21 protein-coding genes and 1 tRNA gene are annotated in these 24398 nt (G+C 71.1%); 13 read left to right on the top strand and 9 right to left on the bottom strand.

Annotated elements, in window-relative coordinates:
* Positions 1-18 precede the first annotated feature (18 nt).
* Genes M8H82_RS13770 through M8H82_RS13750 form a run of 5 tightly spaced genes read left to right on the top strand, consistent with a single transcriptional unit; the run spans position 19 to position 3341 of the window.
* Positions 19-708, top strand: a complete 690-nt coding sequence (locus M8H82_RS13770) for a class E sortase (protein ID WP_250073576.1) — start codon at positions 19-21, stop codon at positions 706-708.
* An 18-nt stretch (positions 709-726) separates the two neighbouring features.
* Positions 727-924, top strand: a complete 198-nt coding sequence (locus M8H82_RS13765; protein WP_250073574.1) for a hypothetical protein — start codon at positions 727-729, stop codon at positions 922-924.
* Positions 921-1559, top strand: a complete 639-nt coding sequence (locus M8H82_RS13760; RefSeq protein WP_250073572.1) for an aminodeoxychorismate/anthranilate synthase component II — start codon at positions 921-923, stop codon at positions 1557-1559. The genes M8H82_RS13765 and M8H82_RS13760 overlap by 4 nt, the downstream gene beginning before the upstream one ends.
* A complete protein-coding gene (locus M8H82_RS13755) occupies positions 1556-2587 on the top strand; it encodes a class E sortase (protein WP_250073570.1) in 1032 nt (343 codons plus the stop codon). Before M8H82_RS13760 ends, M8H82_RS13755 begins: the two co-directional genes overlap by 4 nt.
* Before the next feature lie 13 nt (positions 2588-2600).
* Complete coding sequence (locus tag M8H82_RS13750; RefSeq protein ID WP_250073568.1) at positions 2601-3341, top strand: class E sortase; 741 nt, start codon at positions 2601-2603, stop codon at positions 3339-3341.
* Positions 3342-3418: 77 nt separating this feature from the next.
* On the opposite strand, the gene pknB is transcribed toward M8H82_RS13750, so the two are convergent.
* From pknB to M8H82_RS13720, 6 genes are all read right to left on the bottom strand, one after another.
* Positions 3419-5425 carry a Stk1 family PASTA domain-containing Ser/Thr kinase gene (pknB, locus tag M8H82_RS13745; protein ID WP_250073566.1) on the bottom strand — a complete coding sequence of 669 codons (2007 nt, stop codon included), beginning with the start codon at positions 5423-5425 and terminating at the stop codon, positions 3419-3421.
* Positions 5426-5595: 170 nt separating this feature from the next.
* Positions 5596-7071 carry a penicillin-binding protein 2 gene (locus M8H82_RS13740; protein WP_250073564.1) on the bottom strand — a complete coding sequence of 492 codons (1476 nt, stop codon included), beginning with the start codon at positions 7069-7071 and terminating at the stop codon, positions 5596-5598.
* The gene (locus M8H82_RS13735) at positions 7068-8510 is read right to left on the bottom strand and encodes an FtsW/RodA/SpoVE family cell cycle protein (protein ID WP_250073562.1); all 1443 of its coding nucleotides are present in this window, start codon (positions 8508-8510) and stop codon (positions 7068-7070) included. The genes M8H82_RS13740 and M8H82_RS13735 overlap by 4 nt, the downstream gene beginning before the upstream one ends.
* Before the next feature lie 27 nt (positions 8511-8537).
* Positions 8538-10079: a Stp1/IreP family PP2C-type Ser/Thr phosphatase gene (locus M8H82_RS13730; RefSeq protein ID WP_250073560.1), complete on the bottom strand. Its 1542-nt coding sequence runs from the start codon at positions 10077-10079 to the stop codon at positions 8538-8540.
* Positions 10080-10207: 128 nt separating this feature from the next.
* Complete coding sequence (locus M8H82_RS13725) at positions 10208-10723, bottom strand: FHA domain-containing protein (RefSeq protein WP_250073558.1); 516 nt, start codon at positions 10721-10723, stop codon at positions 10208-10210.
* Positions 10724-10733: 10 nt separating this feature from the next.
* Positions 10734-11594 (bottom strand): DUF3662 and FHA domain-containing protein, encoded by an 861-nt coding sequence (locus tag M8H82_RS13720; protein ID WP_250073557.1) that lies wholly within the window; start codon positions 11592-11594, stop codon positions 10734-10736.
* 446 nt (positions 11595-12040) lie between these two features.
* Here M8H82_RS13720 and M8H82_RS13715 point away from each other — a divergent pair.
* Positions 12041-12127: transfer RNA gene (locus M8H82_RS13715), tRNA-Leu, on the top strand.
* 81 nt (positions 12128-12208) lie between these two features.
* Here M8H82_RS13715 and M8H82_RS13710 read toward each other — a convergent pair.
* Positions 12209-13429 (bottom strand): beta-ketoacyl synthase, encoded by a 1221-nt coding sequence (locus M8H82_RS13710; RefSeq protein ID WP_250073555.1) that lies wholly within the window; start codon positions 13427-13429, stop codon positions 12209-12211.
* A gap of 306 nt (positions 13430-13735) precedes the next feature.
* Positions 13736-14722, bottom strand: a complete 987-nt coding sequence (locus M8H82_RS13705) for an NAD(P)-dependent oxidoreductase (protein WP_250073553.1) — start codon at positions 14720-14722, stop codon at positions 13736-13738.
* Between the two features lie 176 nt (positions 14723-14898).
* Here M8H82_RS13705 and M8H82_RS13700 point away from each other — a divergent pair, with 176 nt between their 5' ends.
* Positions 14899-15663, top strand: a complete 765-nt coding sequence (locus tag M8H82_RS13700; protein ID WP_250073551.1) for an SDR family NAD(P)-dependent oxidoreductase — start codon at positions 14899-14901, stop codon at positions 15661-15663.
* Between the two features lie 587 nt (positions 15664-16250).
* Here the strand turns inward: M8H82_RS13700 and M8H82_RS13695 are convergent.
* The gene (locus M8H82_RS13695) at positions 16251-17252 is read right to left on the bottom strand and encodes a ScbA/BarX family gamma-butyrolactone biosynthesis protein (RefSeq protein ID WP_284048858.1); all 1002 of its coding nucleotides are present in this window, start codon (positions 17250-17252) and stop codon (positions 16251-16253) included.
* Between the two features lie 159 nt (positions 17253-17411).
* On the opposite strand from M8H82_RS13695, the gene M8H82_RS13690 reads away from it, so the two are divergent.
* The 6 genes from M8H82_RS13690 (at position 17412) to M8H82_RS13665 (ending at position 24335) form a co-directional block, all read left to right on the top strand.
* Entirely contained in the window at positions 17412-18077 is a 666-nt protein-coding gene (locus M8H82_RS13690; RefSeq protein ID WP_250073548.1) for a ScbR family autoregulator-binding transcription factor, read from the top strand.
* Positions 18078-18125: 48 nt separating this feature from the next.
* A complete protein-coding gene (locus M8H82_RS13685; protein WP_250073546.1) occupies positions 18126-18452 on the top strand; it encodes a LysR family transcriptional regulator in 327 nt (108 codons plus the stop codon).
* Positions 18453-18990: 538 nt separating this feature from the next.
* Entirely contained in the window at positions 18991-20379 is a 1389-nt protein-coding gene (locus M8H82_RS13680; RefSeq protein WP_250073544.1) for a class II 3-deoxy-7-phosphoheptulonate synthase, read from the top strand.
* A 175-nt stretch (positions 20380-20554) separates the two neighbouring features.
* Positions 20555-21547 (top strand): helix-turn-helix domain-containing protein, encoded by a 993-nt coding sequence (locus M8H82_RS13675; protein WP_250073542.1) that lies wholly within the window; start codon positions 20555-20557, stop codon positions 21545-21547.
* Entirely contained in the window at positions 21544-21750 is a 207-nt protein-coding gene (locus M8H82_RS13670) for a hypothetical protein (RefSeq protein ID WP_250073540.1), read from the top strand. Before M8H82_RS13675 ends, M8H82_RS13670 begins: the two co-directional genes overlap by 4 nt.
* A complete protein-coding gene (locus M8H82_RS13665; protein ID WP_250073538.1) occupies positions 21747-24335 on the top strand; it encodes a BTAD domain-containing putative transcriptional regulator in 2589 nt (862 codons plus the stop codon). Before M8H82_RS13670 ends, M8H82_RS13665 begins: the two co-directional genes overlap by 4 nt.
* Positions 24336-24398 lie beyond the last annotated feature (63 nt).

Genomic DNA, 24398 nt, shown 5'->3' with positions numbered 1-24398 from the left:
ACCGACCCGGAGCCGCCGGTGCGCCTTGTCGTCAGGACCATCAGCGAGCTCTGCATCACGGTCGGCACGGTGATAGTCCTGTTCGTCACCTATGTACTGTTCTGGACCGGCGTCAAGGCCGACCACGTGATGGACGACCAGATCCGGCAGCTGGAAGACCAGTGGGCCCGGGGGAGCGCCCGGCCGAGTCCTGCCGCCGGTGCCTCCGCCACCACCGCGCCGGAGCCGGCGGCGTACCGCAGCGGCAAGCCCTTCGCGATCATGTACATCCCGCGGCTCGGTTTCACGTGGAACAAACCGGTGCTGGAGGGCACCTCGACCGGCACCCTGAAGAAGGGCCTCGGCCACTACGCGCACACCGCGCGGCTCGGGCAGCGGGGCAACTTCTCGGTCGCGGGCCACCGGCGGACGTACGGCGACCCGTTCAAGGACTTCCCCAGGCTGCGCCGGGGCGACGCGGTGGTGCTGACGGACGGCACGACCTGGTTCACGTACCGCATCGACAAGGGCCCCTACAAAACCGTGCCCACGGACATTGAGGTGATCGACCCCGTGCCGCGTAAATCGGGGTACACCCGTCAGGGCCGCTATCTCACGCTGACCACGTGCGAACCGGAGTGGGGCCACAGCCACCGCCTGATCGTCTGGGCGCATCTGGACGCCACACAGCCCGTGGAGGCCGGGAAACCGGCGGCCCTGCGCCGTTAGTCTGGTGGACGGTACGGCGTGAGTCCGGTGCCGTGGCGCTACGGAAGGGACGGCATGTACGGCTGGATCTGGCGGCATCTGCCGGGAAACGCGGGAGTGAAGGCCCTGCTCTCACTCGTGCTGGTCGTGGCCGTGGTGTACGTCCTCTTCCAGTACGTCTTTCCGTGGGCCGAGCCTCTTCTCCCCTTCGGTGATGTGACGGTGGACAACCAGTGAGCGCGCGCATTCTCGTCGTCGACAACTACGACAGCTTCGTCTTCAACCTCGTCCAGTACCTGTACCAGCTGGGCGCCGAGTGCGAGGTCCTGCGCAACGACGAGGTGTCCACGGCGCACGCCCAGGACGGCTTCGACGGGGTGCTGCTGTCGCCCGGCCCCGGCACCCCCGAGGAGGCGGGCGTCTGCGTCGAGATGGTCCGCCACTGCGCGGCCACCGGCGTCCCCGTCTTCGGCGTCTGCCTGGGCATGCAGTCGATGCAGGTGGCGTACGGCGGTGTGGTGGACCGGGCGCCGGAGCTGCTGCACGGCAAGACCTCACCCGTCGAGCACGAGGGCAAGGGCGTCTTCGCCGGCCTGCCCTCCCCCTTCACGGCCACCCGGTACCACTCCCTGGCCGCCGAGCCGGCGACCGTGCCGGCCGCGCTGGAGGTCACGGCGCGCACCCACGACGGGATCATCATGGGCCTGCGCCACCGGGAACTCCCGGTCGAGGGCGTGCAGTTCCACCCCGAGTCGGTGCTGACCGAGCACGGTCACCGGATGCTGGCGAACTGGCTGGCGGAGTGCGGCGACCAGGGTGCCGTGGCGAGGTCGGCGGGGCTCGCCCCGGTGGTGGGCAGGGCCACGGCGTGACCCAACTGCGCCCCGAGCGCGAGTCCGGTGCCTCGTACGGAGAGCAGCCGTACGGGGACTCCGGTGCGCTCGGGGGGTGGTACGACAGCGCGGGTCCGGCGGAGCCCTGGGAGCCGGCCGACGACGAGACGGTGGCGCTGCGGGTTCCGGAACCGTCCGCGCCGATATCCGCGTCTGCGGCCGGGTCCGGTGCCTCCGCTTCCGGAACCCCGGTCGGGGGCCGTGCGGCCCGCAGAAAGGCCGCCAAGCGGCGTGGTGGGCGTCATGGGGGCGCGGCTCAGGCGTCCGCCGCCGAGTCTGCGCCGAACCGGCCGCTGTCGCGGGTGGAGGCGCGCCGGCAGGCGCGGGCCCGCAAGCCGAGTCCGGGAGTACTGGTCAGCCGGCTGATCGGCGAGGTGTTCATCACCACCGGGGTGCTGATGCTGCTCTTCGTCAGCTACCAGCTGTGGTGGACGAACGTGCGGGCGCAGGCACAGGCCGACAAGGCGAAGGACAGCCTCCAGGAGGACTGGGAGAGCGGCAAGCGCAGTCCCGGGACCTTCGAGCCGGGGCAGGGCTTCGCCATCCTGCACATCCCGAAGCTGGACGTGGTGGTCCCCATCGCGGAGGGCATCAACAGCAAGAAGGTGCTGGACCGGGGGATGGTCGGGCACTACGCGGAGGGCGCGCTGAAGACGGCGATGCCGGACGCGAAGACGGGGAACTTCGGTCTCGCGGGGCACCGCAACACCCACGGCGAACCGTTCCGCTACATCAACCGGCTGGAGCCCGGCGATCCGATCGTCGTGGAGACGCAGGACCACTACTTCGTCTACAAGATGGCGTCGATCCTGCCGGTGACGGCGCCGAGCAACGTGAGCGTGCTGGACCCCGTGCCGAAGGGCTCGGGGTTCACCGGGCCGGGCCGCTACATCACGCTCACCACGTGCACGCCGGAGTTCACCAGCAAGTACCGGATGATCGTCTGGGGCAAGATGGCCGAGGAACGGCCGCGCAGCAAGGGCAAGCCGGATGCGCTCGTCCAGTAAGGGCAGATGAACAGTGGCAGCGACCACCGAGCAGCAAGAGCTGACGGGCACCCCCACCTCCCCCCGGCGCCGGGGTACCGGCCGTGTCGCGGCGGCGATCAGCGTCTTCGGTGAACTCCTCATCACGGCGGGCCTGGTGCTGGGCCTGTTCGTCGTCTACTCCCTGTGGTGGACGAACGTCATCGCGGACCGCAAGGCGGACCAGCAGGGCGACAAGGTCCGCGACGGCTGGGCCCAGGAGGCCGCCGAGGGCCCGGTGACCTACGACTCCGGGAACGGCATCGGCTTCCTGCACGTCCCGGACATGACCAAGGGCGAGATCCTGGTCGAGAAGGGCACCACGGCGAAGATCCTCAACGACGGTGTCGCCGGCTACTACACCGACCCGGTCAAGGCGACCCTGCCGACCTCGGGGAAGAAGGGCAACTTCTCCCTCGCCGCCCACCGCGACGGCCACGGCGCGAAGTTCCACAACATCGACAAGCTGGAGAAGGGCGACCCGATCGTCTTCGAGACGAAGGACAAGTGGTACGTCTACAAGGTCTACGCCGCCCTCCCGGAGACATCGAAGTACAACGTCAAGGTCCTCGGCGCGGTCCCGCAGGAATCGGGCCGGACCAAGGCGGGCCACTACATCACCCTGACGACCTGCACCCCGGTCTACACGAGCCGCTACCGCTTCGTCGTGTGGGGCGAACTTGACCGCGTCGAAAAGGTCGACGACCAGCGCACCCCGCCGAAGGAACTGCGCTAGGCAGCGGACCTACGACGACGGCCCCGGCTCCCCTCCAAGGGGAACCGGGGCCGTCGTCGTACGGGCTGAGCCGGGGGTCAGTCCTCCGTGCGGAACGTCACGCCGTTCACTCCGCCGAAGATTCCGCCGTTGCCGTTACCGCCGTCCTCGCCGCCACCGCCGTCGACGGCGATCATGTCGACCGTCTGGCCCTTGTTGACCGCGGTGCCCGGGGGCGGGTTGGAGTTGAGGACGGTGGCGTTGTCGTCCTGGGAGCCGCCGATGTTGCCGACCACCAGGCCCGCGTCCGTCAGCATCTTCTTGGCGTCCTTGAGCTTCTGGCCCTGGATCTGCGGGACCTGGACCTGGGTGTTCGCGGGCTGCTTGCCGACCTCGATGTTCACCTTGGAACCCAGGTCGGCCGTCTGGCCCGCCGCGGGGGTGGTCTTGATGACCTTGCCCACCTGGTTCGGGTCCTGGGTCTCGACCTCGGTGCACTCGCCGACCAGCTCATTGGCCGTCATCTGGGTCTTCGCCTCGTCGCAGCTCTTGCCGACGACATCGGGAACGGTCGCCTTCTCCTCGGCCTTGGCCACGGTGAGGGTGACCGTGGTTCCCTTCTCGACCTCGTCGCCGAGTTCGGGATCCTGTGCCGTGACGGTGCCTTCCGGCTCCGACGACACCTCCTCCTTCTTCTTGACGACGAACTCGTACTTGTCGTCCTCCAGCCTCGCCTTGGCGTCCTCGAAGTCGTCCCCGAGCACACTCGGCACGACCACCTTCGGCGCCCCGGTCGACACGACGACGTCGATGGTGGACTCCTTGTCGACGGTCGTGCCCCCGATCGGCGTCTGCGAGCAGATCTTGCCCTTGGTCTGGTTCTCGCAGGGCTTCTCGGTGGGGTTCAGCGTCAGCTCGGCGTTCTTGGCCCGCTGCTCGGCCTTCTCGAGGGTGAGGCCCACGAAGTCCGGCGCCTTCGTGGTGTTGTTGGCCACTCCCTCACCGTCGAAGATCCACTTGCCGATCAGGATGGCGCCCACGAGGACCAGCACCGCGGCCACGACCAGCAGGATCGTGGAGGTGTTGGACTTCTTCTGGCGGCGCCGGTCGGGGCGGTCGTCGTAGCCGAAGCCGCCGTCGTCCGGGTTCATCGGCGGCAGCATCGACGTGGCGCCGGCGTCCGAGGAGCGCAGGGCCGTCGTCGGCTGGTCGTCGGGGTAGCCGCCGTAGCCGACCGAGCCCATCGCCGCCGTGGCCGCGACCGGCTGGCCGTCGAGGGCGGCCTCGATGTCGAGCCGCATCTCGTCGGCGGACTGGTAGCGGTAGTTCGGGTCCTTGACCAGTGCCTTCAGGACGATGGCGTCCATCTCGGGCGTGATCTCGGGGTCGAAGACCGACGGCGGCTGGGCCTCCTCGCGGACGTGCTGGTAGGCCACGGCCACCGGGGAGTCGCCCACGAAGGGCGGCCGTACCGTCAGCAGCTCGTACAGCAGGCAGCCGGTCGAGTAGAGGTCGGACCGGTTGTCGACCTGCTCGCCCTTCGCCTGCTCCGGCGAGAGGTACTGGGCGGTGCCGATGACGGCCGACGTCTGCGTCATCGTCATCCCGGAGTCGCCCATCGCACGGGCGATACCGAAGTCCATGACCTTGACCTGGCCGTTGCGCGTCAGCATGACGTTGGCCGGCTTGATGTCACGGTGGACGATGCCGTTGCGGTGGGAGTACTCCAGGGCCTGGAGGATGCCGATGGTCATCTCCATCGAGCGCTCCGGCAGCAGCTTGCGGCCACTGTGCAGAAGCTCACGAAGGGTGGACCCGTCGACGTACTCCATGACGATGTACGGGATCGACACGTTGTCGATGTAGTCCTCGCCCGTGTCGTAGACAGCCACGATCGCGGGGTGGTTGAGCGAGGCGGCCGACTGGGCCTCCCGGCGGAAGCGGGCCTGGAAGGACGGGTCGCGCGCGAGATCCGCGCGCAGCGTCTTCACTGCCACGGTGCGGCCGAGGCGCTGGTCATGCGCGAGGTAGACCTCGGCCATGCCACCACGGCCGAGCACTTGGCCCAGCTCGTACCGGCCGCCGAGGCGACGCGGCTCTTCCATAAGCTACCTACCAGCCCTCTCCGTCGGTCCCGACCGGCATGCTTGTACGGTCGGAGGCTGCCGTCCGGGCCTACCGTACCCGGCTCGCTCTGTGTGACCTGGCCAAGCCCGTCACCCGATACAGGACCGGTATCGCAACGTGCACCGATGCGTAGGCAACGTGAGCGGGGTCACTTCTTGCTGTCGAGGACTGCCTTCATCACGTCCCTTGCGATCGGACCGGCGAGACCGCCGCCGCTGATGTCGTCACGGTTGGCGGCGCCGTCCTCGACGACCACGGCGACCGCCACCGGGGAGCTGCCGTCGGACAGCTTGGCGTAGGAGATGAACCAGGCGTACGGCTTCTCGCTGTTGTTCAGGCCGTGCTGGGCGGTACCGGTCTTGCCGCCGACCGTGGCGCCGTCGATCCGCGCGCTGGAGCCGGTGCCCTGCGGGTCGTTGACCACGGCCTCCATCATTTCCTGGAGCTTCTGCGCGGTGTCGGCGGAGACGGCCTGGGACAGCTCCTCCGGCTCGTTGGTCGCGATGGTGTCGAGGTTCGCGGCCTTGAGCTGGTCGACCATGTACGGCTTCATCAGCTTGCCGTCGTTGGCGACGGCCGAGGCGACCATGGCCATCTGCAGCGGGGTGGCCCGGTTGGAGGCCTGGCCGATGCCGTCCATGGCGTTCTGCGGCGCGTTGTCCTCGGGGTAGATGCTCTCCGCGGCACGGACCGGGGTGTCCAGCTCCGGGTCGTTGAAGCCGAACTTCTCCGCCTGCTCGATCATCTTCTCGTTGCCGACGTTGTCGGCCATCTTCGCGAAGACGGTGTTGCAGGACACCATGAGCGCGTACTTCAGGGTGGCGTTCTTGCACTCACCGTGCTGGTTGGTGAGGGGGTCCCCGGTGGTCTCCGGCAGCTGGTACGGGTCCGGCGTCTTGGTCGCCTCGTCGATCCCGGAGACCTCGCCGTTCTCCAGCGCCGCGGCCGCGGTGACCACCTTGAAGGTGGATCCCGGCGGGTAGACCTCGCGCAGCGCCCGGTTCAGCATCGGGTCGTCGGGGTTGTTCTTCTTCTGTACGGCGTTCCAGGCCTCGGCGTCCTTGTCGGAGTTCCCGGCGAACTTCGACGGGTCGTACGACGGGGTGGAGACCAGCGCCAGGATCTTGCCGGTGGCCGGGTCGATCGCGGCGACGGCGCCCTTCTTGGAGCCGAGCCCCTCGTAGGCGGCCTTCTGCGCGGCGGCGTTGAGGGTGAGCTCGACGCTGCCGCCCTTCTTGGGCTTGCCCGTGAGCATGTCGAGGGTGTTGCGGAAGAAGAGCCGGTCGTCGGTCCCGGTGAGGATGCCGTCCTCCAGCCGCTCCAGCTGATTGGCGCCGAACGCCTGCGAGGAGTAGCCGGTGACCGGCGCCCACATGGGCCCGTCGGTCCAGGTGCGCTTGTACTTGTAGTCGCCGCTCTTGGACTCCACGGAGCCGGTGATGGCCTTGCCGTCGACGATGATGTTGCCGCGCTTGGTCGAGTACCGCTCGATGTTGACGCGGCGGTTCTCGCTGTCGTCCGCCAGGTCGTCGGCCTTGACGTACTGGAGGTAGTTGTTGCGGACGAGCAGGGCGAGGATCAGAAGTCCGCAGAAGATCGCGATCCGGCGCAGGGGCTTGTTCATGACGGGCGCACCACCTGGGTCATCTCGGCGTCGGGGTTGGGGGCGGGGGTGGGCGCCGGGCGGCGCGCGGTGTCGCTGATCCGCAACAGGATGCCGATCAAGGCCCAGTTGGCGATGACGGACGAACCGCCGTAGGCCACGAACGGCAGCGTCATACCGGTCAGCGGGATGAGGCCCATGACACCGCCGGCCACCACGAACACCTGAAGGGCGAAGGCGCCCGACAGGCCGATGGCCAGCAGCTTGCCGAACGGGTCGCGGGCCGCCAGCGAGGTACGGATGCCGCGCTCGATGATCAGGCCGTAGATCAGCAGGATCGCCATGACGCCCGCCAGACCCAGCTCCTCGCCGAAGGTGGCGAGGATGAAGTCTGAGTTGGCGGCGAAGCCGATGAGGTCGGAATTGCCCTGTCCGAGGCCGGTGCCGAGGGTGCCGCCGGAGCCGAACGCCCACAGGGCCTGCATGGCCTGCTCGGAGTGGACGATGCCGTCCTGGACTCCGGCGCGGGAGAGCTCGAACTCGTGCATGGGGTCGAGCCAGGCCTGCACACGGGTCTGGATGTGCGGCTCGAAGCTCGCCACGCCGACGGCGCCCACCGCGGACATCAGCAGACCGAAGACGATCCAGCTGGTCCGCTCGGTGGCGACGTACAGCATGATGACGAACATCCCGAAGAACAGCAGGGATGTACCGAGGTCGGTCTCGAAGATCAGGATGAGGATCGAGAGCACCCAGATCACGAGGATGGGTCCGAGGTCGCGGCCGCGCGGCAGGTACAGGCCCATGAAGCGGCGGCTGGCCAGTGCCAGGGCGTCTCGCTTGACCATGAGGTAGCCGGCGAAGAACACCGCGAGGGCGATCTTCGCGAACTCACCGGGCTGGAGCGTGCCGAGACCGGGGATCTTGATCCAGATCTTGGCGCCGTAGGTGGGGGCGCTGAGGCCGGGCACGAGCGGCAGGAGCAGCAGGAACAGCGCGGCGGCCATGGAGATGTAGGTGTAGCGCTGCAGGACGCGGTGGTCCTTGAGGAAGATCAGCACGACCACGAGCAGGGCGAGGCCCATCGCCGAGTACAGCAGCTGGCGCGGTGCGGCATCCGCGTAGTTGCTGAGGCGCTTGGACTGGTCCAGCCGCCAGATGGCGACCAGCCCGAGGCCGTTGAGCAGCGTCGCGAGGGGCAGCAGGAGCGGGTCGGCGTACGGCGCGAACTTGCGGACCGCGAGATGGCCGACACCGGCCAGCATGCCGAAGCCCAGGCCGTAGCCCAGGAGGCCGGTGGGCACCTCGTCATTGAGCGCGAGCCCCACGTTGGCATAGGCGAAAACCGGAATGACGACGGCGAACACCAGCAGCGCGAGCTCGGTGTTGCGTCGGCTCGGGGCGCCGATGGAGCCGATCGTGGACGTGTGATGCGTCGAGGTGTTGGGCGTACTGCTCATCGTGTGACGGGGCCTCTCACGGCTTGCCTACTGCGTACCGCACTTCGAGACGACCTTCTGCTCTTCCTCCGAGAGGGTGGGGCCGGGAGTGGGAGTAGGGGCGGTCGCGGACGGGGACGGGGAGTTCGAGGGCTTGTCCGACGGCGTGGGTGTCGGTGACGCCTTGGACGTGAGGGAGGTACGCGTGGTTCCCGTGGTGCCTCCGGCCTCGCCCTCGCCGGTGCGGGAGTTCCGCTCGCTCTCGGCCGCCTGCCGCTCGGACTGCTTCTTGCACGCGGAGGCCTGCAGGGCCAGCTCGTCGATCTTCTTCTGGGCGTCGTCGAGCCCGCCCTCGGGGATCGTCGCCTCGACGAGCTCCTGCTGGTACGGCGGGAGGTACTTGAGTTCGATCTCGGGGTGGTCCTTCTCCACGTCCGACAGCGAGACCCAGGCGAGGTCCTGGCTGATGCCCCGGTACAGGGCGACGTGCTCGCCGTTGGCGCCGACGTAGTACTGGGTCTGCGTCCAGCGCCAGCCGCCGTACAGACCGCCGCCGACGACGGCCAGCGCGAGCACCGAGTAGAAGGATCTCTTCAGCCACTTGCGGCCCTTGCGGGGCTTGACGAAGTCGTCGTCGCCGTAGTCGCCGAAGCCGGCCGTGGAGATGTAGCCGGTGGTGTCGCCGGAGCCGGGCGGGCCGAACTCGCCGCCCCCGCCGCCCTGTCCGGGCACCTGGCGGCCGAGCCCGGAGGCACGGCCCGCGGGGGTCTGCATGATGCCGTTGTCGTGCAGCTGGTGCTGGTTCTCGGCGACGGCGCCGACCACCACGGGCTGGTCGGAGATCTGCCCGGCGAGGGTGTCCCCGGTGTCCAGGTCGAGGACGTCCGCGACGATCACGGTGATGTTGTCGGGGCCGCCGCCGCGCAGCGCGAGCTGGATGAGCTCCTGCACGGTCTCCTGCGGGCCCTGGTAGCTGGCGAGGGTGTCCTCGAGGGTCTGGTGGGACACCACGCCGGACAGGCCGTCGGAGCAGATCAGGTAGCGGTCGCCGGCCCGCACCTCACGGATCGACAGATCCGGCTCGACATGGTCGCCGCTGCCCAACGCCCGCATCAGCAGGGAGCGTTGGGGGTGGGTGGTGGCTTCCTCCTCGGTGATGCGGCCCTCGTCGACGAGCCGCTGCACCCAGGTGTGGTCCTGCGTGATCTGGGTGAGCACACCGTCGCGCAGCAGGTACGCGCGCGAGTCGCCGACGTGCACCAGGCCGAGGCGCTGCCCGGTCCACAGCAGGGCGGTGAGCGTGGTGCCCATGCCCTCCAGCTGCGGGTCGTCCTCGACCATCGAGCGCAGCTGGTCGTTGGCGCGCTGCACGGCGGTGCCGAGTGAGGTGAGGATGTCGGAGCCGGGCACGTCGTCGTCGAGGGCGACGATGGTGGAGATGGCCTCGGAGGAGGCGACCTCGCCGGCCGCCGCGCCGCCCATGCCGTCGGCGATGGCGAGCAGCCGGGGACCGGCGTATCCGGAGTCCTCGTTGCCCTCCCGGATCATGCCTTTGTGCGATCCGGCGGCGAAGCGCAGTGACAGACTCATGCGCACCTCGCCCGTCGGCTCCGGGTACATCCGCACGGTGCCCACCCTCCGGTCGGGAGCGCGCCGGGGCCCGTCGTGGGGGCCTCCGCTGCGTGCTCGCTCCGCTCGCGCCTATTCATGATGCAGCACTACTTCCGCAGCTCGATGACGGTCTTGCCGATGCGGATCGGCGCGCCCAGCGGAATCGGGGTCGGGGTCGTCAGCCGCGATCGGTCGAGGTACGTGCCATTGGTGGAGCCCAGGTCCTCGACGATCCAGTTGCCGTCGCGGTCCGGGTAGATCCTGGCATGCCGGCTCGAGGCGTAGTCGTCGTCCAGCACGATCGTGCTGTCGTGCGCCCGGCCCAGCGTGATGGTCTGGCCCTGGAGCGCGACCGTGGTGCCGGTGAGGGTGCCCTCGGACACCACGAGTTTGGTCGGGGCGTTACGGCGCTGACGGCCACCGCCGCCCGTCTGCTGGCGCTGCTGCGGTGGCGCCGCCTGGCGCGCCTGCTGCTGCTGGCGTCCGGCCTCCCGGCGCGACCCGCGCTGGGTGACACGCGTACCGAACAGGTCGCTGCGGATGACCTGCACGGCCACGATCACGAACAGCCACAGGACGGCCAGGAAACCCAGCCGCATGACCGTGAGGGTCAGCTCTGACATTGCCCCCGCTTCACCCTTCGGCTTGCCTATAGAGAATGGTGGTGTTGCCCACGACGATCCGCGAGCCGTCGCGGAGCGTAGCGCGGGTGGTGTGCTGTCCGTCCACCACGATGCCGTTGGTGGACCCGAGATCCTGGATCGTCGAGGGCGTTCCGGTCCGGATCTCACAGTGCCGGCGGGAGACGCCGGGGTCGTCGATCCGCACGTCGGCCTCGGTGCTGCGACCCAGCACGAGCGTCGCGCGGGAGATCTGATGGCGGGTGCCGTTGATCTCGATCCAGTAGCGGGTGCGGCCGGCGGCCGCGGGCGTCGCGGGGCGCGGGCCGCCCGCGGGCTGCGGGTAGCCGTAGCCGCCGGGGCGGGCGCCGCCGGGGGGCGGCGCGCTCGGCATCGGCGGGGCTCCCGCGGGTGCGGCCGGAGCGGCGGCGGGCGGGTAACCGTAGCCGCCGGGGCGTCCGGCCGGGGCGGGGGCGGGCGGGCCGCCCTGCTGGTCGGTGGAGCCGGCCAGGGTTCTGCTGCGCACGCGGTACAGGCCGGTGTCGAGGTCGTCGGCCTTCTCCAGGTGGACCTTGATGGGGCCCATGAAGCTGTAGCGCTGCTGCTTGGCGTAGTCGCGGACCATGCCGGCGAGCTCGTCGCCGAGCTGCCCGGAGTAGGGGCTCAGGCGCTCGAAGTCCGGTGCGCTGAGCTCCACGATGAAGTCATTGGGGACGACCGTGCGGTCGCGGTTCCAGATGGTCGCGTTGTTGTCGCACTCGCGCTGCAGGGCTCCCGCGATCTCCACGGGCTGGACCTCGGACTTGAACACCTTGGCGAACGTGCCGTTGACCAGACCTTCGAGACGCTGCTCGAACTTCTTCAGGACTCCCATGGGGCACCTCCTCCGTAGCTGCTTGTGTCCTGCGTCCCGCCCTGCGGGTACTGCCTTACCTGGTACTGCTTACTGATCGTATCCACGCGCCGGTGAATCGGCTGGTTCCCCCTGTCGGCCCGGTCGACGGGTGTCGACGCCTGACGAAGTTCCCTGTGGAGCTCGCCTTCGAACTCTTCTCGGGCGTACTCCTGGCAAGGATCGTAGAGGCGGCCGAAGACCAGTGTCCCGCACCTGACTGTGGACCCGGCCCGGGTGCGGGGCAGACCGGCCGGACCGGTACGAGGTTGATACGTGAACGGAGACGGCCCGAGACGCGTGAGGGCCGGTCTGGGGGGCTGCTGCCCCGCCGATAGGGATGTGAACCCACCCGGTCCAGCGTGCTAATGTTCTCGATGTCGGAAGGCGCGGAACCGCAAGGGACAGGGCCTGAGGACACACCCAATGCGCGGGTGGCGGAATAGGCAGACGCGCTGGATTCAGGTTCCAGTGCCCGCAAGGGCGTGGGGGTTCAACTCCCCCCTCGCGCACCACGGGAAGAGCGGCATCGATCAGATGCCGCTCTTTCTTGTTGTCCGGTGACGGTCAGGCGCGTGCCGCCTGTGAGGAAGCTCTCAGGCGCGCTTCATGACCAGGCTGACGTTGTGGCCGCCGAAGCCGAAGGAGTTGGCCAGGGCCGCGTCCCAGGAGCCGGTGCGGTTCCCGCCGCGGACCACGTCGAGCCGGATCTCCGGGTCCTGCTCGTCGAGGTTGCGGACCGCCGGGACCACCCCGTGGTGCAGGGACAGCAGCGTGGACAGGGCGCCGAACGCACCCGAGGCGCCCAGCATGTGCCCGGTCATGGACTTGGTGGCGGTGACCGCCGCCCCGTCGCCGATCACCTTGTGCAGCGCCTCGGCCTCCGCGAGGTCACCGCTCGGGGTGGAGGTGGCGTGCGCGTGGACGTGCCCGATGTCCCGCGCCTCGACGCCCGCGTCGGCCAGCGCCGTGCGCATCGCCTGGATCTGCCCCTCCGCGTCGGAGGCGGTGATGTGCTGGGCGCTGGACTGCACGGCCGCGCCCGCGAGCGCGCCGTAGACGCGGGCCCCGCGCGCCCGGGCGAACTCCGCGCGCTCCAGGACGACCAGGGCGGCGCCCTCGGCGATCACGAACCCGGAGCGGGCCGCGTCGAAGGGGCGGGACACCGCCGCCGGGTCGCCGCCGTGCACGGACAGCGCCTTCATCTGGGCGAAGGCCGCGATCATGAACGGGTGCAGGGTGGCCTCGGTGCCGCCCGCGACGACGACATCGGCGCGGCCCGCCCGGATCAGGTCGAGACCCAGCGCGAGGGACTCCGCGCCGGAGGCGCAGGCGCTGACGGGGGCGCGGGCGCCGGCCCGGGCGCCGAGTTCCATGGAGACCCAGGCGGCCGGGCCGTTGGGCATCAGCATCGGCACCGCGAACGGTGACAGCCGCCGGATGCCCGAGCTCTCGTAGAGGTCGTCCTGGCCCAGCGAGCTGAGGATGCCGCCGATGCCGGTGCCGACGACGACCGCGAGACGCTCCGGCTCGACCGGCGGCGCCCCCGCGTCCTGCCAGGCCTCGCGGGCGGCGACCACGGCCAGTTGCTCGCCGCGGTCCAGCTTGCGGGCCTGCGCCCGGCCGATCGCCTCGGTGAGATCGCTCTCCACGGTGCCGGCGATGCGCACCGGCAGGTCCTCGGGCCAGTCCGGGCCGAGGTCGCGGATGCCGGAACGCCCGGCCAGCAGGCCCTCCCAGGACGCGGCGGCGTTCGCGCCGAGCGGTGTCAGCGCACCGACACCCGTCACCAGTACGTCGTCACCGTGCGGGGCCATCTGAACTCTCCTCGGATCCGGCGGGCCATGTCGTCGATACGTCCTGACACCATCGCCCGGCGGACGGCCGGACGGGCCCGCCGGACGCGAACGGGCCAGAGATCCTGCGTGAACGTGGCACCCGGTACGGACCCGCCGGCCCGGCGTTCCGGCACCCCGGTCCTCGTGCGCGGATGTGCCACAGCGCGTGCGCGGCCCGGCGAGAGGACCGCGGGCCGGCGGCCTAGCGTGACCTCGGTGCAGCGGCGCCCCCACCGGACCGGGGACAGTCCGGTGGGGTTCGCGGCCGTGTGCCGGTTCCGGTCGTCACCTCGTGGTGAACAACTCGCCCTCCGTACGGCGGGCCAGGAGCGACCGGTACCAGGTGGCACCGACGGCGAAGTCACGGGCGAAGTCGCTCGTGGGCGCCATGTCGAGCAACTGCCACAGACGGGAGCTGTCGTACCAGTGGTCGACCGCGAGCAACGACAGACGCCGCCGGACCAGGCTGTCCCGGTCGGCGCCGGTCAGCGCGGCCGCCCGGGCACGGGACACCTCGCCCTCGGGCGGCGGCAGCCGCAGCTCGCGGCAGACCGCCTCGACCAGGTCCCGCACCCGGACCGGCTCCGGCCGGGCCGCGTGCAGGACCGCACCGCGCGGCAGCTCGGGCCGCAGGGCCAGCGCGGCCACGACCCGGGCCAGATCGTGCACTCCGATCACGGACGTGCGGGCACGTCCGCCGTCGATCCAGTGGGGGAAGGCGGTGAGGAAGTCCACCAGCGCCGGGACCACCCAGACGTCTCCGGGGCCGTACACCAGATGCGGGCGCAGGACCAGGCCGCCGGCCGCGAGGACCCGCTGTTCCCCGGCCAGTCTGCTGACGCTGGTCGGCGAGGACGGGCCGAGCTCCGGCTCGCCCTCCCTGGCGCCGGTGTGCGGCTCGTCCCGGTAGACGGCCGTGGTGCCCAGCTGGACGATCCGCTCGACCCCGGCACGGGCCGCCTCCGCGAGCAGGGCCTCGGTGCCCGCGTCGTTGACCGCGGCGCAGTCCGCGGGGCTGCCGCCGATCAGCGAGGCCAGATGGAGCACGGTGTCCACGCCGTCGCAGACACCACGCAGCGAGCGCGGGTCGCGGAGCGAGCCGTGGCGCACCTCCACCCGGCCGGTGTCGTCGAGGGCCGGGGGGCGGTGGTGGACGAGTAGGCGCAGCTGCGGGGAGTCCAGCGCGGCAGGGCCGGCGGAGAGCAGGCCGGTGACGTGGGAGCCCACGAAGCCGGTGCCACCGGTGATCAGTATCCGTCGCGTGGGTGCCATGTGAAATTTCTTTCCGATCTCGTCTCGGTAAAGGGAATCAGGGCAGGCAGTGCGGCACGGAGGGGGGAGAAAGCGGCACGTGGGGTCGCCGCAGGGGTAAAAGGTGCGTGCAGGAATTCGAGCCGGAATCGCGTACGGCACGAATCGGGGACTCAGCAGACGGGTGATGTGAGGGCATGCCGAACGGCGGACTTCTTGAGGGAAAGCACGCGTTCATCACGGGCGCCAGCAGTGGGATCGGGGCGGCGGCGGCCCGGGTCTTCTGCCGGGAGGGCGCGTCGGTCACGCTGGCCGCCCGTCGGCCGGAACGGCTCGCCGCGCTCGTCGGCGAGCTGTGCGCCGAGGGGTACGAGGCTCAGTACGTCGTCGTCGACGTATCGAGGAACGAGCAGGTGGCGGCGGGTGTGGCGCAGGCCGTGGGGAGATTCGGGAAGCTCGACGTGGCGTTCAACAACGCCGGGGTCGCGGCCGAGGGCACGCCCATGCACCTGATGAGCGACGAGGTCTACGACACCCTCATGGACACCAATGTCCGTGGCATCTGGAACTGCCTTCGCCATGAAATCACAGCGATGCTCGGCCGGGGTGGCGCCATTGTGAACACGAGCAGTACGGCAGGTCTGGTGGCGACTCCGGTGGCCGCTCCCTATATCGCCGCGAAGCATGCGGTCATCGGATTGACGAAGGCGGTCGCGGCCGAATATGCGGCGAGCGGAATTCGGGTCAATGCCCTTGTGCCCGGGGCGACCCACAGCGAAATGACGGACGCGTGGATGGCGAAGGTTCCCGGTGTGGCGGACGAACTGGCGCGGGCGGCGCTGCTGCCGCGGATCGCGGCGCCGGAGGAGATCGCCGAGGCGGCGGCCTGGCTGAGCAGCGACCGGGCCTCGTTCGTGGTCGGCGCGACGGTGCCGGTGGACGGCGGCTGGACGGTGCGGTGAGGAGCAGGGGGGCGCCGAGCGGCGGTGGCCGGTGGGCCGGCGGTGCGGTCCGGAGGGTGCTGCCGAGCGGCGGTGGCCCGTGGGTGGGCGGTGCGGGGGGAGGGATGGAGGGGCCGCGGGGGCAGGTCGTGCCGTGCGGGCTCCGATGGTGCGGGTCATGGGAGACGGGCTCCTGAACTGAGGCGGAACGAGGTGCGGTGCCCGGCGGTGCCGGGGCCCCGCCTTTCCCGGGACGCCGTGCACAACGGCGGTTCACGGGTTCGGGCGGGTGAGTCACGGCCCGTGGGTGGTGGGCCGGGTCGGTTGACCGAGGGTCGAGGGTGAAGGGCGGTGGGGTGAATGGGCGGATGCCGGCGAGGCCACGCCGGGGAGGACCCGGCACGCGAGGGCCGCGGAGGCCACACATGCCGGGGTGCGGATGTGCGGCTGGGGCGGCGCGAGCGCCTGGGCGTCGTCGGCGGAGCGTCGCACGGGCGGTGCCCGGAGGTGAGCCGTGCGGCCGGTGGGCATCCGGCGGTGTCCGGGAGGAGGTGCCGGTTCTGCGCGTACTAGATCCCGCGGAAGGGGCGGGACCGGGCCGCGGGGGCTCAGCGTGCGGAGGGCAGTTCGCGGAACAGGATCTCGAAGACCTGCTCGCCGTTCTGCTGTCCGGTCACGGACAGGACGTACCCGCCGGTGCCGTCGTCCCGGAGGTCGGTACGGACGGAACAGGGCGAGTCGAACTCGACGTAGCGGGTGCAGAGGACCTCGCAGGACGACGGCCGGAAGGGGCGCTCGCCGAGGACGGCGTGCGCGGCCTGCTGGGCGGCGTCGAGGAGGACCATCGCGGGCATGTGGTCGTTCGGGTGGTCGAACATCAACTCGTTCGTCACATCGGCCCGCAGCAGCCAGTGGCCGGGGGTGTCCCCGGGGGCCAGGGCCACGTCGCAGTCGTGGGTGCGGCCCACGGACCGGGCGGGCACGGGTGCGGGCAGCGGGGCGGCGATCGCCGCGGTCCAGGCGGTGTCGGTACGGCCGCGGCGGAGCCGGCGGTAGACCTCGGAGGTCATGACGGAGCAGTCGCCGCCGCCGGTGCCGATGATCTCGCCGTCCGCCCGGATGACCACCCGGGCCTGCAGTGACGACGGGACGCCCCGGCGGTGCTTGAGGTCGTGGATGGAGACGTCGAGTTCGAGCCGGGCCGGCGCGCCCGGTGCGAGCAGCCGGCTCGGGTCCACGCGGTGGTGGGCGGACGACACCAGGAACTGGTGCCCGAGCGGTACGCCGAGGCCGTCGTGCGCGACCAGGATGACGGCCTGACGGACGCTCTCGATGACCAGTGACGGCAGGAAGTTGCCCTCCTGGTCGGTGAAGCGGCGGTGGTCAGCGGGCCATTGTGTGAAGACGGTGTAGTGACGGTCGTCGTGCTTGGTGATGCCGGTCGGCAGCACGTCCTTGCGGTGCGTGCGATGCACGAGCCTGGTGTCGACCGATGCCGCGGACGGCGGGATGCACGGCCTGAGCGGTGTGGCCGGCCTGGCCGGAAACACCGTCTTCCTTATCCCCCCGTGGCGGTGTCGGCCCCTGTGAATACCAATGTTGGTGGTCATTGCTCTTCCTTCTGGAACGAGAAGGTGCATGACGGGTGACTGGTTCCAACCCCGCCGGTAAGATACGCGCATGCGGGTATGTTTTTCAATGAGAGCCGATGGTTCCGCATACGAAACCGCGTGTGTTCATCATCAACAACGACGAAGGAAGGGGGCCCAGTGGCGCAGCAGGATCGAGCCATCAGGACACGCCAGGCGATTCTGGAAGCGGCGGGCGAGGTCTTCGCGGAGTGCGGCTACTCCGCCACGAGGATCTCGGACGTCTACCAGCGGTGCGGGGTGACGAAGGGGGCCTTCTACTTCCACTTCACCTCCAAGGCGGAGCTGGCGCAGGCGGTCCTGGACGAGCAGGTGGCGGCCCAGATCCGGTACTTCGCGCCGCCGCAGGAGCCGGGGGCGCCGAAGGTCCAGGAGTGGGTGGACGTGACGCTCCTCGTGGCGCACCGGCTCACCTTCGACCGGATGCTCCAGGGCAGCATCCGCCTCGCGGTCGACCAGGGCCATGACGTCATCGACCGGAGGGTGCCGTACCAGGCCTGGATCGAGGTCAGCACCCGGCTGCTCGGGGAGGCCCAGAAGCTGGGGGAGCTGGTGCCGGGCATCGACGTGGCAACGGTGTCCGACGCGGCGGTGGGCGCCTTCACCGGCGTGCAGCTGCTGTCGGAGATCATGACGAACCGGGCGGACGTGGAGGAGCGGATCGCCGTCCTCTACGACCTGATGGCCCGCTCGCTGGCCCGGCCCGAGGTGTACGCCCGGCTCGACATCACGGCCGAGCGCGGCAAGCGGCTGACCCGCGGGGACGCGGTTCACAGCTCCGTCTGACAGGGGATCGGGGCGGCCCTTCGCGGGGCCGCCGGAGGGGAGGGGCACGTGCAGATCCAGCAGCTACGGGCATTTCGTGAGGTGGCGGCCGAGTTGAGCGTCACCCGGGCGGCGCGCAACCTCAACTACGCGCAGTCCACGGTGACGGCGCAGATCCAGAACCTGGAGGAGTCCCTCGGGGCGGCGCTGTTCGACCGGAGCCACCGGCAACTGGCGCTCACCGAGGCGGGGCTGCGGCTGCTGCCGTACGCCCGGACCATCCTGGAGGCGGCGGAGGAGGGGCGGCGGGCGGTGACCACCGAGGCGGTGTGCGCGGCCCCGGTCCGCCGGGCGGCTGTGCGCCAACGCGCCAGGAGCGGTGCGCGCATTCGGTAGCAAGGGCTTGCGCCGGCGGCGCAACCGGCGGCAGGCAGTGATCAGGTGCGGCGGCTCTGGTGGATCAGGGCCGCCCTTTGGCGTTCCCGGCGCCCGGAAGAAGTAATTCCGAATTCCCCATTCCGCATTCATGGATGGCCGAAAGAAGTCCCCCGTCATCCCCTTTCTCGTTTCACTCGCTCGGAATGATCAATTCCGGCTCGCGCGGAACATTGAATTCCGGACATCGCGTCCGCTCACGCGTGTTTCGGCAAGCAGCGGTGCGCGCGGTGGCAACCACGGGGACGGGGGCGTTCGTAGAGTCGGGGGCATCGCGGTGAGTCCGGGCCGCAGGCGGGCCGGATGCCGCTCGCCCCCCCGAGTCGCGGCCCTCCCCTCGACCGGTGCCCTCCTCGTACATCCCCCGGCGAGGAGCGTCCCGGCGGTGGGAGGGCCGCTCCGCACCCAGGGCCCCGCACTCCCAGGGCACCGCACCGGCCCTTCCCCCGGACTCCCGAACCGACACCCGTCCCCGGACAAGAGTGAGGCTCAGCCCGACATGAATGCTGATCAGCGCATCACGGATGTGGATTCCTGGCGCCGGCTTCCTGCCGCCCAGCAGCCCGACTGGCCCGACCCGGACGCTCTCAAGGGCGTGCTCGAGGAGCTGTCGTCCTACCCGCCGCTGGTGTTCGCCGGGGAGTGCGACCAACTGCGCGAGCGCATCGCCCGGGTGGCCCGCGGCGAGGCCTTCCTGCTCCAGGGCGGCGACTGCGCCGAGACCTTCGACGGGGTCACCGCCGACCAGGTCCGGGACAAGGTCAAGACGCTGCTCCAGATGGCCGCCGTCCTGACCTACGCCACCTCCGTACCCGTCGTGAAGATCGGCAGGATCGCCGGCCAGTACTCCAAGCCGCGCTCCCAGCCGGTCGAGGTCCGCGGCGACCTCACGCTGCCGGTCTACCGCGGCGACGCCGTCAACGGCCAGGAGTTCACCGAGGAGGCCCGCCGGCCCGACCCGGAACGCCTCAAACGCATGTACCACGCCTCCGCCTCCACCCTGAACCTGATCCGCGCCTTCGTCACCGGCGGCTACGGCGACCTGCGCCAGGTCCACGAGTGGAACCGCGACTTCGTCAACAGCTCCCCCATCGGCGCCCGTTACGAGGCCCTCGCCCGGGACATCGACCGCGCCCTGACCTTCCTCGCCGCCTGCGGCGCCGACCCCACCGAATTCCACCTCGCGGAGTTCTACTCCAGCCACGAGGCGCTGCTGCTCGACTACGAGGCCGCCCTGACCCGTACCGACTCGCGCACCGGGCACGCCTACGACGTCTCCGGGCACATGGTCTGGATCGGCGAGCGGACCCGTCAGCTCGACCACGCGCACGTGGAGTTCGCCGCCTCCGTCCGCAACCCCGTCGCCGTGAAGCTCGGTCCGTCGGCCTCGCGGGACGAGGTGCTCGCGCTCATCGACCGGCTCGACCCCGAACGGGAGCCGGGCCGGCTGTCGTTCATCGCGCGCATGGGCCGTGACAAGGTCCGGGACGTGCTGCCCTCACTCGTCGAGGCGGCCGCCGAGGCCGAGGCGCCCATCGCCTGGATCTGCGACCCGATGCACGGCAACACCTTCTCGGCGGCCAGCGGGCACAAGACGCGCCGCTTCGACGACGTCCTGGACGAGGTGACCGGCTTCTTCGAGGCGCACCGCGAGCTCGGCACCCATCCCGGCGGCATCCACATCGAGCTCACCGGCGACGACGTCACCGAGTGCGTGGGCGGCGGGCACCCGATCGGCCTGACCGATCTGCACCGGCGCTACCAGACCGCCTGCGACCCCCGGCTCAACCGCTACCAGGCGCTCGATCTCGCCTTCCAGGTGGCGGAGCTGTACGCCGACCGCGCCGTCCCGGCCGCCGCCCGCCCGCCGATCGCGCAGGCGGCCTGACCAGCACTTCCTCCACCGACGACCGGGCCGTGAGGCCGGGCCGAGAGCGGCCCGGCCTCACCGGCGTGCCCCGTCCGAGTCATCGAAACTCCCGATCGAAGTAGAAAACCCGCATGCGGGTATGTTTCTCTGGTGGTGCTTCATCGGAGCCCGACATCGGAACAGGGGGTACGCGATGCAACGCGTCAGTGAGGTGAAGCCCCGCCAACTGCGCAGGTGCACGGCCGACCCGCCGCCCGCGGAACGCGGTGGCCTGCAGATCGTCAAGAGCCACGAGGAGATCCTCGAAGGGACCACGGCCCGCCATCGCTTCGGCGAGGTGACCGTCTCCCTCGTCCAGGGCGGCCCCCGCGAACTCGTCCGGCCCGCCCGGCTGATCGGCGCCGGTGAGCGGTCGCGGCTGCGGATGTGCCGGCCGCTGCACGGCGAGGTCTGGGTGTTCCAGGACGGCCGCCACGGTGTCGTACGGCCGCCGCAGCTGATCTCTTTCGACACCGGGCGCCCGTTCAAGGTGATCATGCCGGACCGGTTCCGGATGGTCGACGTCATGGTGACCCACTCCCTGGTCGGGCTCACCGCCGCCGACACCCAGCGGCTCACCGCCCGCACCTGGAACGGCGACCAGGGCGCCGCCGCCCTGCTGAGCAGCCTGCTGGAGGGCCTGGACCGGCACGGCGAGGAGGTCGAGACGGCCGTCGACCTGCTCGGCGGCAGCGTCGCCGGGCTCACCGCGGTCCTGTTCGCCGAGCGGATGCGCGAGCTCGCCCCCGACAACGAGATCGCCCGCCAGGCGCTGATGCTCCGGATCCAGGCCCATGTGCGCGAACACCTCGCGGAGCCGAGCCTGAGCCCCGTCGAGATCGCCCGCCGGCACAACATCTCGCTGCGCTACCTGCAGAAGATCTTCCAGGAGTTCGGCGTCAGCCCGGCCCGCTGGATCCGCGACGAGCGGCTCGCCCGCTGCCGGTCGGAACTGGCCGACCCCGCCCTCGACCACCTGCCCGTCGCGCTGATCGGCGAACGGGCCGGTCTGTACGGGGCGTCCCACTTCAGCCGGCTGTTCCGCGGCCGCTACGGCGTCACGCCCAGCGAGTTCCGCAAGGAGCGCCGCGCCCTGCTCCACCGCACGGACACCGGCCCCGCCGCGAACACCGGAGCCCGGCGATGAGCGCGAACACCGGCGCCGCCCCGACGGCGCGCTACGGAACCGTCGAGCACTTCCTCGGCCTGCTGCTGCCCGGCGGCCTGGAACCGGAGTCGTCCTGCCCCGGCCGCCTGGTCTCGGCCCGCACCGTGGCCCCGCAGGCCCCGGCACCGCACCCGCCCGCACGGGACCGGGGCCCGGCCAAGGGACGGAGGAGGACGACATGACCGCCACCCTCACCGGCCTGCCCGAGCTGCGCATCAAGGTGCTCGGCCCGCTGGAGATCCACGTGGACGGCGAGCGCCGCACCCTCACCGCGCCGATGGCCCGGCGGGCCATGGCCGTCCTGCTGCTGGACGCCAACCATCTGGTCTCCACACAGGCCCTCGTCGAGGAGCTGTGGGACGAGGACCCGCCGCGGCTGGCCCGCAAGACCGTGCAGACCTACATCTACCAACTGCGCCAGGCCCTCAAGGGCAGCACCGACGCCGCCGGGGAGCGCCTGGAGACCGGGCCGGGCGGCTACCGGCTCACGGCGCGGCCGGGGGAGCTGGACCTGTGGGAGTTCGAGCAGCGGGCCACCCGGGCCCGTGCCGCGCTCGCCTCCGGGGCGGCCGAGGACGCCGCCCGGCTGCTGCGGGAGGGGCTCGCGCTGTGGCGCGGCGAGCCGTTCGCGGGGCTGGAGGCCGGTCCGCTGCTCACCGCGCGGATCGCGCAGATCGGCGAGGCCCGGCTGAGCGCCCTGGAGCTGCGGATCGAGGCCGACCTCCAGCTCGGCCGCCACCAGGCGCTGGTGGCGGAGTTGCGCCGGCTCACCGTGGACCACCCGCTGGACGAGCGGTTCACCGCCCAGCTGATGATCGCCGCCCACCGCTCCGGGCAGCGCAGCACGGCCCTCGACGCCTATCTGCGGCTGCGCAACCGGCTCGTCGACGACCTGGGCATCGAGCCCTCCGAGCGGGTGCGCCAGCTCCAGCAGGACATACTGCGCGAGGTCCTGCCGCCCGCCGGCAAGCCCGAGCGGGCGGTCGTACGGCGTCCCGCGGCCCCGGCGCCCGTCACTCCGGCGGTGGACCAACTGCCGCCGGAGGCGCCGGACTTCGTGGGCCGTGAGCCGGAACTGGCGCGCATCCGTGAGCGGTTCACCGCTCCCGGGCCCCAGGTGATCACCCTGCTCGGCCCGGCCGGCGTGGGCAAGACCGCGCTCGCCGTACGGGCCGCCCGCGCCATGGCCGAACGGTTCCCCGACGGGCTCCTGTACGCGTCCCTGCACGACAGCGCCGACCGGCCGCGCTCCCCGGAGGCCGTCCTGCGGTCGCTGCTGGACGGGCTCGGCATCGGCCGGCCGCGGCAGCCCGAGGACACCGAAGGACTCGCCGCGCTGTTCCGGGCCGCCACCCGGGAACGCTCGCTGCTCGTGCTGCTGGACGACGCCGCCGCCACCGACCAGGTGCTCGCGCTGCTGCCCGGCGGCGACTCCTGCCTGACCCTGGTGACCTCCCGGGTCCGGCTGTCCGGACTGCCCGGCGCCCGGCGCCTGACGCTCGGGCCGCTCGGCGCGGAGGACGCGGCCGCGTTCTTCGAGCGGCTGGTCGGCGCCGAGCGCATCACCGGGCACCATGCGGCGCTGCGGCACATGGTCACCCGGATGGGCAGGCATCCGCTGATGCTGCGGGCCGTGGGCGAGCTGTACGCGGCCCGGCCCATGTGGACGCTCAGCGACCTGGCCGCGGGGCTCCTCGACGACGACCGCCTCGTCGCCGAGCTGCAGGACGAGGCCTGCGCCGCGCTCGCCCGCGCGGACAGCGCCCTGGCCCGGCTCGCACCCTGGCTGCGCAGGTCGGTGTTCCTGCTCGCCGCGGCGGGACCGGGGCCCTTCGACACCGAGCAGGTCAAGTCGGTGCTGGAACTCGACACGTGGAGCGCCCAGTCGGTGGTGGGGCGGCTGCTGGACCGGCACGTCCTGGTCCTGGCCGACGCCTCGCCGGGCGCCTCGGCCACCTTCCGGGTCCCGGAGATCGTCCGGTTCGGAGTCCTCGCCCACGCGGCCGGCGGCTCGGCCGACCGCGGTGACTCCGCCTGGTCGGGTGCGGGGCGCAGCGACCCTGCCCGGTGTGACGCGGGCCGTAAGGACTCCGTCCGGTCCGACGTGGGCCGTAAGGACTCCGTTCGGTCCGGCGAGGGCCGTAGTGAGCCCGCCTGGTCCGACGCGGGCCGTACTGAGCCCGTCCGGTCCGACGCGGGCCGTACTGAGCCCGTCCCGTCCGACGCCGGTCGCAGTGAGCCCGTCCGGTCCGGGGGCGGTCGTGCGGGTTCTGCCCGGGACGATGCCGGTTGCACCGGTCCTGCCTTGTCGGACGCCGGTCGCAGTGAGCCCGTCCGGTCCGAAACCGGCCGTACCGACCCCGCCCGGTCCGAAGCCGGCCGTGGTGACCCCGTCGGGCCCGATGCCGACCGGCCCTGCGGCGCGGGAGCCGTCCGCCGGGGGCTGCTCACGGCCCGCAACTCCGCCTGGTCCGACGCGGGCCGCACGGACGCCGTACGGTCCGACGCCGGTCGCGCCGACGGTCCCCGGAACGATGCCGGGCGCACGGATCCCGTTCGGTCCGAAGTCGGCCGTACCGATCCCGCCCGGTCCGACGCCGGCCGTACCGATCCCGCCCGGTCCGACGCCGGTCGTGGTGACCCCGTCGGGCCCGATGCCGACCGGGCCTACGGCGCCGGAGCCGTCCGCCGGGGGCCGCTCGCGGCCCGGCCGCACGGGCCGGTTCCCGGACCGCCGCGGCGGCGCCCGGTGACCCCCGCCACATAGTCCTTTTCCAGCCTGCCCCGCACGTCCGCACCAGCGCCCCGCGCAACCCCCGAAAAACGGCCC

The organism is Streptomyces sp. YS415, assembly GCF_023544665.1.
Taxonomy (GTDB): Bacteria; Actinomycetota; Actinomycetes; order Streptomycetales; family Streptomycetaceae; genus Streptomyces.
The sequence above is the reverse complement of the archived record's forward strand: the minus strand, read 5'-3'. Positions and strand labels throughout refer to the sequence as shown.

Excerpts from the sequence above, each read along its gene's own strand:
- pknB (WP_250073566.1), bottom strand. The coding sequence starts at position 5,425 with ATGGAAGAGCCGCGTCGCCTCGGCGGCCGGTACGAGCTGGGCCAAGTG.
- M8H82_RS13740 (WP_250073564.1), bottom strand. The coding sequence starts at position 7,071 with ATGAACAAGCCCCTGCGCCGGATCGCGATCTTCTGCGGACTTCTGATC.
- M8H82_RS13735 (WP_250073562.1), bottom strand. The coding sequence starts at position 8,510 with ATGAGCAGTACGCCCAACACCTCGACGCATCACACGTCCACGATCGGC.
- M8H82_RS13730 (WP_250073560.1), bottom strand. The coding sequence starts at position 10,079 with ATGAGTCTGTCACTGCGCTTCGCCGCCGGATCGCACAAAGGCATGATC.
- M8H82_RS13725 (WP_250073558.1), bottom strand. The coding sequence starts at position 10,723 with ATGTCAGAGCTGACCCTCACGGTCATGCGGCTGGGTTTCCTGGCCGTC.
- M8H82_RS13720 (WP_250073557.1), bottom strand. The coding sequence starts at position 11,594 with ATGGGAGTCCTGAAGAAGTTCGAGCAGCGTCTCGAAGGTCTGGTCAAC.
- M8H82_RS13710 (WP_250073555.1), bottom strand. The coding sequence starts at position 13,429 with ATGGCCCCGCACGGTGACGACGTACTGGTGACGGGTGTCGGTGCGCTG.
- M8H82_RS13705 (WP_250073553.1), bottom strand. The coding sequence starts at position 14,722 with ATGGCACCCACGCGACGGATACTGATCACCGGTGGCACCGGCTTCGTG.
- M8H82_RS13700 (WP_250073551.1), top strand. The coding sequence starts at position 14,899 with ATGCCGAACGGCGGACTTCTTGAGGGAAAGCACGCGTTCATCACGGGC.
- M8H82_RS13695 (WP_284048858.1), bottom strand. The coding sequence starts at position 17,252 with ATGACCACCAACATTGGTATTCACAGGGGCCGACACCGCCACGGGGGG.
- M8H82_RS13680 (WP_250073544.1), top strand. The coding sequence starts at position 18,991 with ATGAATGCTGATCAGCGCATCACGGATGTGGATTCCTGGCGCCGGCTT.
- M8H82_RS13675 (WP_250073542.1), top strand. The coding sequence starts at position 20,555 with ATGCAACGCGTCAGTGAGGTGAAGCCCCGCCAACTGCGCAGGTGCACG.
- M8H82_RS13670 (WP_250073540.1), top strand. The coding sequence starts at position 21,544 with ATGAGCGCGAACACCGGCGCCGCCCCGACGGCGCGCTACGGAACCGTC.
- M8H82_RS13665 (WP_250073538.1), top strand. The coding sequence starts at position 21,747 with ATGACCGCCACCCTCACCGGCCTGCCCGAGCTGCGCATCAAGGTGCTC.